Annotated in this window: 12 protein-coding genes; 4 read left to right on the top strand and 8 right to left on the bottom strand. The window is 71.2% G+C overall.

The window, feature by feature from the left end:
• Positions 1 to 29: 29 nt before the first annotated feature.
• Complete coding sequence (locus tag NW895_RS31760) at positions 30 to 587, top strand: glycoside hydrolase family 25 protein (protein WP_289939962.1); 558 nt, start codon at positions 30 to 32, stop codon at positions 585 to 587.
• A gap of 18 nt (positions 588 to 605) precedes the next feature.
• Here NW895_RS31760 and NW895_RS31755 read toward each other — a convergent pair whose 3' ends face one another.
• Positions 606 to 1283, bottom strand: coding sequence for an FCD domain-containing protein (locus NW895_RS31755; RefSeq protein ID WP_289939960.1), 678 nt, complete (start codon positions 1281 to 1283; stop codon positions 606 to 608).
• A gap of 221 nt (positions 1284 to 1504) precedes the next feature.
• Here NW895_RS31755 and NW895_RS31750 point away from each other — a divergent pair, with 221 nt between their 5' ends.
• Together NW895_RS31750 and NW895_RS31745 are read left to right on the top strand one after the other, a co-directional pair.
• A complete protein-coding gene (locus NW895_RS31750; RefSeq protein ID WP_289939959.1) occupies positions 1505 to 3217 on the top strand; it encodes a 2-isopropylmalate synthase in 1713 nt (570 codons plus the stop codon).
• The gene (locus tag NW895_RS31745; protein WP_289939958.1) at positions 3214 to 4002 is read left to right on the top strand and encodes an ATP-binding cassette domain-containing protein; all 789 of its coding nucleotides are present in this window, start codon (positions 3214 to 3216) and stop codon (positions 4000 to 4002) included. The genes NW895_RS31750 and NW895_RS31745 overlap by 4 nt, the downstream gene beginning before the upstream one ends.
• A gap of 47 nt (positions 4003 to 4049) precedes the next feature.
• Here the strand turns inward: NW895_RS31745 and NW895_RS31740 are convergent, their stop codons facing one another.
• From NW895_RS31740 to NW895_RS31710, 7 genes are all read right to left on the bottom strand, one after another.
• On the bottom strand, positions 4050 to 4262 hold the full coding sequence (locus NW895_RS31740) for an EF-hand domain-containing protein (protein WP_289939957.1): 213 nt from the start codon (positions 4260 to 4262) through the stop codon (positions 4050 to 4052).
• 49 nt (positions 4263 to 4311) lie between these two features.
• The gene (locus NW895_RS31735; RefSeq protein ID WP_289939956.1) at positions 4312 to 5226 is read right to left on the bottom strand and encodes a MerR family transcriptional regulator; all 915 of its coding nucleotides are present in this window, start codon (positions 5224 to 5226) and stop codon (positions 4312 to 4314) included.
• Between the two features lie 94 nt (positions 5227 to 5320).
• Positions 5321 to 6508 carry a YncE family protein gene (locus tag NW895_RS31730; protein WP_289939955.1) on the bottom strand — a complete coding sequence of 396 codons (1188 nt, stop codon included), beginning with the start codon at positions 6506 to 6508 and terminating at the stop codon, positions 5321 to 5323.
• Between the two features lie 184 nt (positions 6509 to 6692).
• Entirely contained in the window at positions 6693 to 7199 is a 507-nt protein-coding gene (locus tag NW895_RS31725; protein ID WP_289939954.1) for an ATP-binding protein, read from the bottom strand.
• A gap of 272 nt (positions 7200 to 7471) precedes the next feature.
• On the bottom strand, positions 7472 to 8239 hold the full coding sequence (locus NW895_RS31720; protein WP_289939952.1) for an enoyl-CoA hydratase-related protein: 768 nt from the start codon (positions 8237 to 8239) through the stop codon (positions 7472 to 7474).
• A gap of 119 nt (positions 8240 to 8358) precedes the next feature.
• Positions 8359 to 9603: an Ig-like domain-containing protein gene (locus tag NW895_RS31715; protein WP_289939951.1), complete on the bottom strand. Its 1245-nt coding sequence runs from the start codon at positions 9601 to 9603 to the stop codon at positions 8359 to 8361.
• A gap of 159 nt (positions 9604 to 9762) precedes the next feature.
• Positions 9763 to 11004, bottom strand: coding sequence for an Ig-like domain-containing protein (locus tag NW895_RS31710; RefSeq protein WP_289939950.1), 1242 nt, complete (start codon positions 11002 to 11004; stop codon positions 9763 to 9765).
• 137 nt (positions 11005 to 11141) lie between these two features.
• Between NW895_RS31710 and glgX the strand changes: the two genes are divergently transcribed.
• On the top strand, positions 11142 to 13397 hold the full coding sequence (gene glgX, locus NW895_RS31705; protein ID WP_289939947.1) for a glycogen debranching protein GlgX: 2256 nt from the start codon (positions 11142 to 11144) through the stop codon (positions 13395 to 13397).
• Positions 13398 to 13464: the final 67 nt, after the last annotated feature.

Raw genomic sequence — 13464 nt, 5'->3', positions numbered from 1 at the left:
TCCCCCACGGCCACTTCAGGGAGCCCCCCATGCTGCACGGCATCGATGTGAGCGCCTACCAGTCCTCCTCGTACGACACCGACGGCCTCTCCTTCGTCTTCATCAAGGCGACGGAGGGCCGCTCGTACGTCAACCCCAGACTCACCGCCCAGACGAAGGTGGCCCGCGACGCCGATCTGGCCGTCGGCTTCTACCACTTCCTCTGGCCCGGCAACCTCACGGACCAGGCCGAGTACTTCGTCGGCAAGGTTCCCGAGGGGGCCGGCGACATCCTCGCCGTCGACTGGGAGACGACCGGGGACGGCACGCACGCGAGCAACGCCGAGAAGGACCGCTTCATCCGGAAGGTGAAGGAGCTGCGGCCGGACAACCGGGTCCTTCTGTACTGCAACCGCAACTTCTGGCTGAACGTCGACACCACGTCGTACGCCGGCGACGGGCTCTGGATCGCCGACTACGTCACCGCGGGCAAGCCCCGCATCAAGGCCAAGTGGCGCTTCCACCAGTACACCGACGACCCGCTGGACAAGAACGTGGCCGACTTCTCCAGCGAGGCGGAGCTGCGGGAGTGGGCCGGGGGAGCCTGAGGCATCCTCCCAAGGGCCCTACCCGGCGAACGGGTCCTCCAGCTCCTTGCGCAGGATCTCCGCGGCGGCCTCCGCGTCACCGTCCGCGACAGCCCGGACCAGCGACTCGTGGGCCTCGTCGGCGGTGTTCGGGTCGTGCGTGCGCAGGCCGGTCAGGGTCAGCAGGTCCACCAGGCCCTCGCGCAGGACGGGGGTGAACTCGGTGAAGAGGTCGGCCAGCACCGGGTTGTGGGCGGCGGCGACGACGGCCGCGTGGAAGGCGATGTCGGCGTCGACGAACGTCACGTCGTCCGAGGTGGAGGCGGCGCGACGGCCCTCCAGCGCGGTCTCGATGGCCGTGACGTCCTCGGGGGTGCGGCGGTGCGCGGCCAGGCGGGCGGCGTGGACCTCGACCGCCATGCGGACCTCGTAGACGTCGGTCACCGCGGCGCGGCGCAGCCGGGTGGGCCAGTCCTCGACGGGCTCGGTGGCGATGACGAAGACGCCGGCGCCCTGGCGTGGCTGCACGAGCCCCGCGCCGGCCAGCGCGCGCAGCGCCTCGCGGACGGTGGAGCGGCCCACGCCGAGCTCCTTGGCCAGGGTGGTCTCGCCGGGGAGCCGGGTGCCGACCGGCCAGTGGCCGCCGGTGATCTGCTCGCGCAGGCGTGCGGTGGCCTGTTCGACCAGGGGGCTGGGGCGGACGGCACCTAGCGGCATGCGCGGTTCACCAACTTGTCTGAGGAGTGAGCGGATCCCGCGCGGACGCCACGCGGTTTCCACTTGTCTGAGGACCTGAGCAGTGGATAGTGTACCGGGCATGACGCTCCGCGGTCTCCTTCTTCTCGGCTGCCGCGGCGGGGCCTGACGCGACCGGCACCCCGCCGCGGGACGCCGTGCTGCCGGTCACCGTCCGACCGAGCCGAAGGCACCAGCAGACGATGTCCCTCTCCCCTGCCCCGGTCTGGAACCCCCAGCGTCCGGGCCCGATGCCGTACTACCGTTACCGCCCCTTCGACGACCGCGTGCGGGTCCCCGCCGAGGACCGGAGCTGGCCGTCCGCCCGGATCGAGCGCGCTCCCCTCTGGGTCCCCGTCGACCTGCGCGACGGCAACCAGGCCCTCGCCGAGCCGATGGACACGCCCCGCAAGCGCCGCTTCTTCGACCTGCTGGTCGCGACGGGCTTCAAGGAGATCGAGGTCGGCTACCCCTCCGCGAGCCGCACCGACTTCGACTTCGTACGGCACCTGGTGGCCGATGACGCCGTGCCGGACGACGTCATACCGGTCGTCTTCACCCCGGCCCGGCGGGAACTGATCGACCGCACCTTCGACGCGATCGAGGGGCTGCCGAGGGCCGTCGTCCATCTGTACATCGCGACCTCGCCGGTGTGGCGGGACGTCGTCCTCGGCCGGGACCGGGGCGAGGTGTGGCGGACGGTGCGGGAGGCGGCCGAGCACATGGCGCGCCGCGCAGACCAGGGCGCGTACGTCCGTTTCCAGTTCTCCCCGGAGACCTTCAACCTGACCGAGCCCGACTTCGTCCTCGAACTGTGCGACGGCCTCACCGAGCTGTGGGACGCGAGCCCCGACCGGCCGGTCACGCACAACCTCCCGGCGACGGTCGAGGTCGCCACCCCGAACGTCTACGCCGACCAGATCGAGTACGTGCACCGGCACCTGGCCCGGCGCGAGTCGGTGATCCTCTCCGTCCACCCGCACAACGACCGCGGCACCGGCGTCGCCTGCGCCGAACTCGCCGTGCTGGCCGGTGCCCAGCGCGTCGAGGGCTGCCTCTTCGGCAACGGCGAACGCACCGGCAACGTCGACCTGGTGACCCTGGCCCTCAACCTGTACGCGCAGGGCGTCGACCCCATGCTCGACCTCGGCGACCTCGACGCGGTGAAGGAGACGGTCGAGCACTGCAACCGGCTGCCGGTGCATCCCCGTCACCCCTACGCCGGCGACCTGGTCCACACCGCCTTCTCCGGCACCCACCAGGACGCCATCAGCAAGGGCCTGGCCCACCACGCCCGCCGGGCGGCCGAGTTGGGGGTGCCTGAGGAGCAGGCGCCGTGGTCGGTGCCGTACCTGCCGATCGACCCGGCCGACGTGGGCCGTTCGTACGAGGCGGTGATCCGCGTCAACTCGCAGTCGGGCAAGGGCGGGGTGGCGTACCTGCTGCGCGCCCACCACGGCGTCGACCTGCCGGAGCGTATGCGGCCGGACTTCTCCCGGGTCGTACAGGAGGCGACGGACGTCAGCGGGCGGGAGATGACGCCGAAGGAGCTGTACGAGATGTTCCGGGCGGCGTATGTGATCGACGACGGGGAGGTGGCGCTGGACGCCTGGTCCGTGCACCCCGAGAGCTCCGGCGCCCACCGGTTCGTCTGCACCCTGCGCACCGCCGACCGCACCGGTGACTACGAGGGCACCGGCCCCGGCCCGCTCTCCGCCTTCCTCGACGCCCTGACCGCCGCCGGCCACCCGGTCGACGTCCTGGACTTCAGCGAGCACACCGCCGGCGGCGAGACCTTCGCCTACGCCGAGTGCCGCGTCGGCGGCACGACCTGCTGGGGTGCCGGCCAGGACGCGTCCGCTCTGGCGGCGTCGGTCCGGGCGGTGCTGTCCGCGCTGAACCGGGCGATGCGGTGACTCAGGTACTGCGCGCCGAGGACGTCCACGTCGTCCGCGACGGCCGGCCGATCCTCCAGGAGGTGTCCCTCACCGTCCGGGCCGGCGAGCACTGGGCGCTCCTCGGCGCCAACGGCGCGGGCAAGTCGACCCTGCTCGGCCTGCTCGGCGCCCTGGTGCACCCCACGCGGGGCACGGTGGAGGTCCTCGGCCACCGCCTGGGCCGTGTCGACCTGCGGGAGCTGCGGGCCCTTGTCGGCCACGTCGACCCGCGCCACGCGCCGGCCTCACCGCTGCGGGTACGGGACGTGGTCCTGACGGGGCTGACCAATTCCGTGGAGCCCGTCCCCCGCCGGCGCCCGACGCCCGACCAGGAGGAGCGGGCCGAACGGCTCATCCGGACACTGGGGCTCGCCGAACTGCGCGGGGCACGCTGGCCCACCCTCTCCCAGGGCCAGCGCGGCCGGACCCTGATCGCCCGGGCCCTGATGCCGGAACCCCGGCTGCTGCTCCTGGACGAACCCGCCACCGGCCTGGACCTGCCGGGCCGCGAGCAGCTGATCGGCTCGCTGGACGAGCTGCGCCGGAACCATCCGCACCTGGCGACGGTCCTGGTCACCCACCACCTGGAGGAACTCCCCTCCGGCACCACCCACGCCCTGCTGCTGCGCGACGGCCGCCCGCTCGCGCAGGGGCCGGTGGCCGAGGTGCTCACCGGCGACCAGGTCGGCAAGTGCTTCGACCTGCCGCTGGTGCTGGAGCGTCACGACGGCCGCTGGAGCGTACGGATCCGGCGCCGGACATGACGAAAGGGGCGCCCGTCCACGCGGGGCGGGCGCCCCTGGCGCCGGTGTCACTTGTTCAGGTGCGACCAGAACTCGTCGAACGACAGGACCTTGTCGCCGTTGAGGTCACGGGAGTTGATGATCGCCTCGGCCACCGACTCGGTGACGTTCCAGTCGCCGCCCTGGGCCAGGGCCGTCTTGAACTCGGCAGCGGTGATGAATCCGTCACCGTCCGTGTCGATCCTCTCGAAGTGTGTGCGCGCTTCCTCGATGTCCGCCACCGATCCGCCCCTCATCTCGTGCTTTGCCGTCTTGCTGACGCAGGTCAGATTAACGGTCCGGGTGAGCGCGCAGCGCGGCGACCACCCAGCCGAACTCCGCCTCGTACGACGCCTGGGGTCCGAGCCCGTTCAGGACGGCCGACAACTGCCGGTACCGGGCGACCCGCTCGTTCGCTGCGGCCGTCAGCCGCTCCAGTACGGCGGCCCGGCCGGCGTCGCCGAGGAGGCCGCGCAGGATCCGGTCGGCCTCGGGGGCCTCGGGGGCGACGCCCTCGCGCAGGGCCTCCCCCGCGAGCTGCACCAGGCGGCTCATGAACCACAGGGAGGTGCCCGCCGGGACCTCCGGCCCGCGGTCGGCCGCGTTGAACTCGACCATGCTGCGCATCAGCGCCCGGAACTCCGGGTCCTGGATCAGCTCGGCGAGCTCCACCCAGGCGTCGACCTGCTCGGGGGTGGGGTCGTCCGGAAGCTCTGCGGCGTGGAACCGCAGCCGGGTGCGGATGTCGGGGTCGGCCGCGTCGAGGCCGTCGAAGATCTCCGCCAGGAACTCCTCGACGATCCTCGTGCGCTCGGCGGCCGACAGCCGCGCCAGCTTGTTCATGAGCGTCATCTCCTCTGCGGTCGAGCCGCGTCGCGCCACGGTCGACAGCACCGCGCGGGTCACCTTCAGCGACCGGATCTGCGCGTCCAGCGCCGCGACGTGCGCCGCCGCGACCTCCGCGACCGTCCGCTCCCCGGCCAGCACCCTGCGCACGTCGTCCAGGCCGAGGCCCAGTTCCCGCAGGGTGCGGATCAGTTCCAGGCGGGCGGCACAGGCGGCGTCGTACAGGCGGTAGCCGCCCGATGAGCGGGTCACCGGGGTCAGGACGCCCGCGTCGGACCAGTAGCGGATGGTCCGCACGGTCAGTCCGGTGGCCCGGGCCAGCTCTCCGATGGTGAAAAGTCCGGTGCCGTCGTCGGTCATGTGGGTGAGTCTGGACCTTCCAGTGGGTGGAGACTCAAGGAGCGCAGGGGAGAGGCTGCGGCGGGCCGTGCGCCGGTGGGAAGCGAGGCAGTGCTCAGCGGAAGATGCCGGTGTGGCCGAGCGAGTAGCGGCCCGGCTGCGGGTAGACGGCGAGGCCGTGCGGGCCGCCGCCGACCTTGATGCGGGCGAGCTGGGCGCCGGTGCGGGTGTCGATGGCGTACACCTCGGCGTCGTAGCGGCCGGAGAGCCACAGGACGTTGCCGTCGGCGGAGACGCCGCCCATGTCGGGGCTGCCGCCGTCGGGCAGGTGCCACTTCCTGGTGAGCTTGTGCTGGGTGAAGTCGAAGACCGAGACGGTGCCTTCGCCGCGGTTGGAGATGTACATCTCGCGCGAGTCGCGGCTGACGTACAGACCGTGGGCGCCCTTGCCGGTGGGCAGGAAGCCGGGGGTGCCGAACGTGTCGCCGTCCACGATCCACATGCCGTCGGCCACCATGTCGGCGACGTAGAACGTCTTGCCGTCGGGAGAGACCTTCACATCCTGCGGCATGGCGCCCTCCAGTGGCAGCCGCTGCTGACCGACGACCTCCATCTTCTCGGTGTCGACCTTCAGCAGCTCGCCGCTGAACTCGCAGGAGACGATGAAGTAGCGGCCGTCGAGGGAGAAGTCGGCGTGGTTGACGCCGTAGCAGGTGACCGGGACGGTCTTCTTCCGCTCCATGGTATGGGGGTCGCGGAAGACCAGCTCGCGGTCGAGGGAGGCCATGACGACGGCGTATCTGCCGTTGGGCGTGAAGTAGAGGTTGTAGGGGTCGTGGACCTCGACCGGCTTGCCCGCCTTGCCGGTGCTCGGGTCGATGGGGGTGAGAGTGTGGCCGCGGTTGTTGTTGACCCACAGGGTCTTCAGGTCCCAGGAGGGTACGACGTGCTGGGGCTGGCGGCCGACGGGGATGGTGTCGATGATCTGGTACGTCCCGGGGTCGATGACGGAGACGGTGTCGGACTCGGTGTTGGGGACGTAGACCCGGGACGGGAAGTCCCTGACCACCGGGGAGAGCATGTTCGGCCGGTCGGCGGCGTACACGTCCCGCGGGTCGAGGACGGGAGGCATCCCGGGCAGCCCCTGGACGCGCTTCTTCTCGGGCGGGGCGGGCACGGCCGCCTTGGTGCGGGGAACCTCTGCGGCCCGGCCTCCGCCCTCGCTGTCGCAGGCGGCGAGCGCGGCGAGAGTGGCGAGGGCGGCACCCGCGATCAGGATGGTCTTGACGAGTTTCCGGTGCATCAGCCGATCAGCTCCGTGGTGGTGCCTGGACTGGCCGAGCAGGCGGGGTGGACGGCGGCGCCCGCGCGCAGTGCCGCTCGACGGTCGGTCATGGTCACCCACACCATTTAACGGGCATTAAGCACAAAATCGGGCGATTGATCCGATCGGCGGCCCGTTGGGTCGCGGCGCTACGGACGTACGCCTACCGGTCCGCCACCCGCATCTCGAACCAGGTCGTCTTGCCCCGCGGCAGCAGATCGACTCCCCACCGGTCGGACAGCTTGTCGACCAGGAACAGCCCCCGCCCGCTGAGATCCATCTCCTGAACCGGCATCAGACAGGGCAGCCCCCGGGAGGGGTCGCGGACCTCGACGCGGATCCGGCCGCGTAAGCGGCGCATACGGAGGCCGAAGATGCGGGCGCCGGTGTGGCGTACGGCGTTGCCCACCAGTTCCGAGACGAGCAACACGACGTCTTCCGTGGTCTTCGGGCTGAGCCCCCACTGACGCAGGACCACGACCTGGGCCAGTCGGCGCGCGGTGGCCGCGGACTCGGGGCGGGACGGCAGGAGGATCTCCCTCTCCGTCGGGTTGCCGAACAACTCCAGCGCCTTCAGCGCGTGTTCGTCCTCGATCGCCGGCGACCAGCGTGCCGCGGCGGTCGCACGGCCGTGTCCCCGCGGCTGTTCCGTACCCTCCAGCCCCGCCATGCCCCCATCATGGCCGCCCGGGGCGCCCCCAGGGGCCGTTCCCGGCGAATGCGCCCCTTGCGCGCCCCTAACCCATGAGATTCCCCCGGCATGTGCCGCCGACACTTCGGCGCCGGTGACATCTCGTCTGACGTGCGGGGACGGTTCGGCCCGCGGCAATCGACGGACTCCCTCGACAAGGCGGGCCGAAGGCCGCCAAGGCTGCCACAAACCGCCCTATCGAGGGATCCGCGTCGGACACCGCGTCCTGTGCGGGGAGTCCGGCGGAACCTTCAGAGGAACTTGGCCTTGCCGGGCCCCTCCTCCACGAAGCTGCGCATGCCGCGCTCGCGGTCCTCCGTGGCGAACAGTCCCGCGAACCAGTTGCGTTCGACCGCGAGGCCGGTCTCGATGTCCGTCTCCAGTCCCGTGTCGATGGCCTCCTTCGCCGCGCGCAGCGCGAGCGCCGGTCCCTGCGTGAGCTTCGCGGCCCACGCATGCGCCTGCTCGTACACCTCGGCTGCCGGGACGACCCGGTCCACCAGGCCGAGCGTCAGGGCCTCGTCCGCCTTGACCATACGGCCGGTGAAGATGAGGTCCTTGGCCTTCGAGGGGCCGATCAGCCGGGCCAGCCGCTGGGTGCCGCCCGCTCCCGGGATGAGGCCGAGCAGGATCTCCGGCTGGCCCAGCTTGGCGTTGTCGGCGGCGATGCGGTAGTCGGCGCACAGGGCGAGCTCGCAGCCGCCGCCGAGCGCATAGCCGGTGACGGCCGCCACGACCGGCTTGGGGATGCGGGCCACCGCCGTGAAGGAGTCCTGCAGGGCGCGGGCCCGCAGGACCATCGCCGTGTGGTCCATGGCCTGCATCTCCTTGATGTCCGCGCCCGCCGCGAACACCTTCTCGCCGCCGTAGACCACCACGGCGCGCACGTCCTCGCGGCGGGTGGCCTCCTCGGCGAGTTCCTTGAGCCGGTCCTGCGTGGCGACGTCCAGCGCGTTCATGGGCGGGCGGTCCAGGCGCAGCGTGCCGACGCCCTCGGCGACTTCCAGATTCACGGTCATGCAGGCAGGTTAACGGGGACTAACGGCACACGGTCGGGTGCCGTCGCTCACACTCGGCCGCAACGGCAGCGGGCCCGGTGCCGTCCGTGACAGCGCCGGGCCCGTACGTCAGTGGCCTGTCAGGCCTTCCACTTCTCCCAGGACATGTTCCAGCCGTTGAGCCCGTTGTCCGGGGCGACGGTGGCGTCGTCGGAGTTCTTGACGATCACCACGTCGCCGATGAGCGAGTTGTTGAAGAACCAGGCCCCCGGCGCGCTCTTGTCCCAGCCGCCGCGGACGTCGCGCAGACCGATGCAGCCGTGGCTGGCGTTGTAGTTGCCGAAGGCGCCACCGGCCCAGTAGTTGCCGTGGATGAACGTGCCGGAGTTGGTGAGCCGCATGGCGTCCGGGACGTCCTTGATGTCGTAGTCACCGGCGTAACCGACCGTCTCGCCGTTCATGCGGGTCGCCTTGTGCTTCTCGCTGATGACCATCTGGCCGTTCCAGGTCTCCATGCCGGGCTTGCCGGTGGTGACGGGAAGGGTCTTGATCACCTTGCCGTCCCGCTTGACCTTCATCGTGAGCTTCTTGGCGTCGACGACGGAGACCTGGTTGCGGCCGATGGTGAAGGAGACGGTTTTGTCCTGCTCGCCGTAGACGCCGTCGCGGCCCTCGACACCGTCGAGGCCGAGGTCGACGGTGACCTTGGTGCCCGCCTTCCAGTACTTCTCGGGGCGGAAGTCGAGGCGGTCGTTGCCGAACCAGTGGCCCTCGACGTCGACGGCCGGCTCGGTCTTGATGCTGATGGCCTTCTCGACGTCCTCGGGGTGGGTGATGCCCCGGCTGAAACGGAGGGAGAAGGGCATACCGACGCCGACCGTGGAGCCGTCCTCGGGGGTGAAGTAGCCGAGGAAGGTGTTTTTCGGGGTGAGCGTCGTGAAGCTGGAGTCCTCGGTGGCCTCGCGGCCCTCGGAGTCCTTGGCGACCGCGCGCACCGTGTACTTGGTGGAGGCGGCCAGGTGAGTGGACGGCGTCCAGGTGGCGCCGTCCCCGGATATCTTCCCGTCGACCTTCTCGCCGTGGGCGTCCTTGACCTCGACCTCGGTCAACCTGCCCTTGCCGACGCTGACCTTCAGGGCGCCGCCGGTGTCCACGGACTTGGCGCCGTCCTTGGGCGCGATGCTGACGACGGCCTGCGACTTCTTGCTCTGTGCCGTACCGGAGGTGCCGCTGCCGTCACCGGCTCCGGATCCGGACCCGGAGCCCGACTCTCCCCCGCCGCAGGCCGTGACGGTCAGCAGCACGCCGAGTATCAGCGCCGGAAGCCCCCGTCCGGCCCGTCCCCGCGCGTCAACCGACGCCCCCCGAATCGGTCGCACGTTCAAGTCTTCTCCCCTCCCCCGGGCCTGGTCAGGCCCGCCCCGGTGCGTCCCGCGCGCACCGGCGCATAGTAACCACATGGTCAGGGGCGTCGGCGGCTCATGATTGTCACCGTTCAGTCCCAACTTCAGCGGAACGTCGGGTCAACCCGCCCCTCTCAAGGGTTACTTCACCGCGCTGCCCGCCTTCCACGCCTTCCAGCTCATGTTCCATCCTCCGAGCCCGTTGTCGGGAGCGACCACTTTGTCGTTGCTGTGGACGACCTCGACGACATCCCCGACGAGGCTCCGGTCGAAGAACCAGCCCGCCGGGGTGTCCGAGCCGCCGCCCTTCACGTCGCGCAGCCCGACGCAGCCGTGACTGATGTTGGACCGGCCGAAGACCTCGGGCGCCGCCCAGTAGTTGCCGTGCAGGAAGGTGCCGGATTCGGTCAGGCGCATGGCGTGCGGGACGTCCGGGATGTCGTACTCGCTTTGGCCGTCCCTCTTTCTGAAGCCGACCGTGGCCCCGTTCATGCGGGTGACCTCCAGCATCTCCGTCACCACCATCTTGCCGTTGTACGTGGTGGCCTTCGGAGCCCCGGCGGTGACCGGCACGGTGGCGAGCAGTTCGCCGTCCCGCCGCACCTCCATGGTGTGCTTGGCCGCGTCGACCAGGGAGACCTGGCTGCGGCCGACGGTGAAGGAGAACGTCTTGTACTGCAGCCCGTACGCCCCTGGCGCCCCCTCGACGTCCCGGAACCGCAGCGCGACGGTGACCTCGGTGCCGGGCCTCCAGTAGTGCTCGGGGCGGAAGTCGAGGCGGGACCTGCCGAACCAGTGGGGGCGGATCTCGACGGCCGGCTTCGCCGTCACCCGGACGGCGCGTTCGACGGCGGCCCGGCGGGTGATCTCCCGGTTGAACTCCACGGAGACGATCATTCCGGTGCCGACCGTGGCGCGGTTCTCCGGAGTGACGTATCCGATGAACCGCTTGCCGGGGACATACGTGGTGAAGGTCGTGTGGCGTGCCGAACGATGCCCGTGGCGGTCCACGGCCACGGCGTCGACCGTGTATTTGGCGGCGAGGGCGAGCCGGTCGTCGTCGGGTTCCCAGCGCCGGCCTCCGTCGGTGATGCGCCCGGGAACCGCGGACTCCTGCGCGTCCTGGGACTTGACGACCCGCACCGACTCCAGCCGCCCGCCGGTCACCCCTACCGTCAGCTTCTCGTCGGGCCGGACTCCCTTGGTCCCGTCGCCCGGGGTGACGCGGATGACGTCCTCGGGTGCGGGGGGTTTGCCGAGGGCGGCGAACCCGTCCGCGCCGTCCGAAGTGCAGCCGGCGGCTCCGGTCAGCAGTCCTGCCCATGTCAGTACGGCGGCCAACGCGGCCCTCGCGCGCCGTGCGCGCCCATGTACGTGCCTCACGTCCAACCCCAACGATCAGCCCCGCCCCGGGGAAACGTGAGTGCGAGCCAAGCTCTGGGCAGAACAGGGGGGAGGACGACGCGCATGGGGAGCCGCGCCCGGTCCACGTCGTTCCGCGAGCCGTGGGAGGCTGACAGGTGTCGAGCGCAGCCGAGCAGGAGACGGTGACCGAGGACGGGCGCCCCGCCTCCGTCGTGAACGGCGCTCCGCACAGGGCGCAGAGCGTGCCCGTGTGGCCGGGGGCTCCGATGCCGCTGGGGGCCAGGTTCCGGGTCGGCCCGGACGGGGTGGCGGGGACCAACTTCGCGTTGTGGGCGGGCGGAGCGGAGGCGGTCGAGCTGTGTCTGTTCGATGCCCAGGGCGTGGAGACCCGCGCCCGGCTGACCGAACTGACGCACGAGATCTGGCACGGCTTCGTGCCGGGCGTACTGCCGGGGCAGCGCTACGGCTACCGGGTGCACGGCCGCTGGGACCCCTGGACCGGCGCCCGCTGGAACCCGGCGAAGCTGCTCCTCGACCCGTACGCGCGCGCGGTGGACGGAGCGCGGGGGCAGGACTACAGCAGTCTGCCGCCGGAGGTGTACGGGCACGTCCGGGACTGGCCGGAGCAGCATGTCGCCGACACCGTGCGCGACGACCGGGACTCGGCGCCGTACGTCCCCAAGGGCGTCGTCGTCCACGACGACGCACCCGACGACGAGTGGGAGGACGACCGCCGGCCGAAGACGCCCTGGGCGGACTCGGTGATCTACGAGCTGCACGTCAAGGGCTTCACCCAGCTGCACCCCGGCATACCTCGGGAGCTGCGCGGCACCTACGCCGGTCTCGCGCACCCGGCGGCGATCGAGCACCTGGTGAAGCTGGGCGTGACGGCGGTGGAGCTGCTGCCGGTGCACCAGTTCGCGCACGAGGACCACCTGTTGCGCAGGGGGCTGCGCAACTACTGGGGTTACAACTCCATCGGCTACTTCGCCCCGCACGCCGCCTACGCGGCCTCCGGCACCACCGGCGAGCAGGTCGGTGAGTTCAGGCGGATGGTGCGCGCGCTGCACGCGGCCGGGATCGAGGTCATCCTCGACGTGGTCTACAACCACACCGCGGAGGCGGGCGAGCTGGGCCCCATGCTCTCCCTGAAGGGCATCGACAACCGCGGCTACTACCGCCTCCAGCCGGACGCGCGCCGGTACGCCGACTACACCGGCTGCGGCAACACCCTGCACGTCGTCCAGCCGCACGTACTGCGCCTGATCACCGACTCCCTGCGCTACTGGGTGACGGAGATGGGCGTGGACGGCTTCCGCTTCGACCTGGCGGCGGCGCTGGCCCGCTCCATGCACGACGTGGACATGCTGTCCCCGTTCCTCGCCGTCATCGCCCAGGACCCCGTGCTGCGGCGGGTGAAGCTGATCGCCGAGCCGTGGGACGTCGGCTCCGGCGGCTACCAGGTGGGCGCGTTCCCGCCGCTGTGGACGGAGTGGAACGACCGCTACCGCAACGCCGTACGGGACTTCTGGCGCCATGCCCTGCCGGACGTACGGGAGATGGGCTACCGCCTGTCGGGCTCCAGCGACCTGTACGCCTGGGGCGGGCGCAGGCCGTACGCGTCGGTCAACTTCATCACCTCGCACGACGGGTTCACCCTGCGGGACCTGGTGAGCTATGACCGCAAGCACAACGAGGCCAACGGCGAGGGCAACCGGGACGGGACGGACGACAACCGGTCCTGGAACTGCGGCACCGAAGGGGAGACGGACGACGAGCCCGTCCGCGCGCTGCGGCGCCGCCAGTTGCGGAACCTGCTGACGACACTGCTGCTGTCGACGGGAGTGCCGATGCTGGTCGCGGGCGACGAGCTGGGGCGGACGCAGCGCGGCAACAACAACGCCTACTGCCAGGACAACGAGACCAGCTGGGTCGACTGGGGGCTGCTCCAGGACCCGGGCTGGAAGGCCCTGTTCGACCTGACCTCCCGCCTCATCGCCCTGCGCCACCGGCACCCGGTGCTGCGCCGCCGGGCCTTCTTCTCCGGCCGGGCGCACTCCGCGGACGGCCTGCGGGACCTGGCCTGGTTCACCCCCCGGGGCACGGAGATGACGGAAGGGGACTGGTACGCCCCCGCCGCCACCCTCGGCATGTACCTGTCCGGCCTGGACATCCCGGGCCGGGACCAGCGCGGCGCGCCGATCGTCGACGACAGCTTCCTGGCCGTCCTGCACGCCGGGGACGGGCCGGTGAGCTTCGTGCTGCCGGGGCCGCCGTGGGCGGAGCGGTACGAGGTGGTCGTCGACACCGGCCGGGAGGAGCAGGCCGGGGCGCCGGGCGTGGAGCACCGGGCGGGAACGGCGATCACGGTGCCGGCGCGGACGGTGCTGCTGCTGAGGGTGGCCGGCTGACGCACTGGTGCTGCCCGGTCCCGCCGGCGTCCCCGACGGCGCGACCGGGTGAAAGCTGTGTTCGGGT

This window comes from Streptomyces sp. S.PNR 29 (assembly GCF_030386795.1).
Lineage (GTDB): Bacteria > Actinomycetota > Actinomycetes > Streptomycetales > Streptomycetaceae > Streptomyces.
Note: the sequence above shows the minus strand (reverse complement) of the source record. Positions and strands in the feature narration are given on the sequence as shown.

Coding starts and splice junctions, on each gene's coding strand:
- NW895_RS31760 (WP_289939962.1), top strand. CDS start 30: ATGCTGCACGGCATCGATGTGAGCGCCTACCAGTCCTCCTCGTACGAC.
- NW895_RS31755 (WP_289939960.1), bottom strand. CDS start 1,283: ATGCCGCTAGGTGCCGTCCGCCCCAGCCCCCTGGTCGAACAGGCCACC.
- NW895_RS31750 (WP_289939959.1), top strand. CDS start 1,505: ATGTCCCTCTCCCCTGCCCCGGTCTGGAACCCCCAGCGTCCGGGCCCG.
- NW895_RS31735 (WP_289939956.1), bottom strand. CDS start 5,226: ATGACCGACGACGGCACCGGACTTTTCACCATCGGAGAGCTGGCCCGG.
- NW895_RS31730 (WP_289939955.1), bottom strand. CDS start 6,508: ATGCACCGGAAACTCGTCAAGACCATCCTGATCGCGGGTGCCGCCCTC.
- NW895_RS31725 (WP_289939954.1), bottom strand. CDS start 7,199: ATGGCGGGGCTGGAGGGTACGGAACAGCCGCGGGGACACGGCCGTGCG.
- NW895_RS31720 (WP_289939952.1), bottom strand. CDS start 8,239: ATGACCGTGAATCTGGAAGTCGCCGAGGGCGTCGGCACGCTGCGCCTG.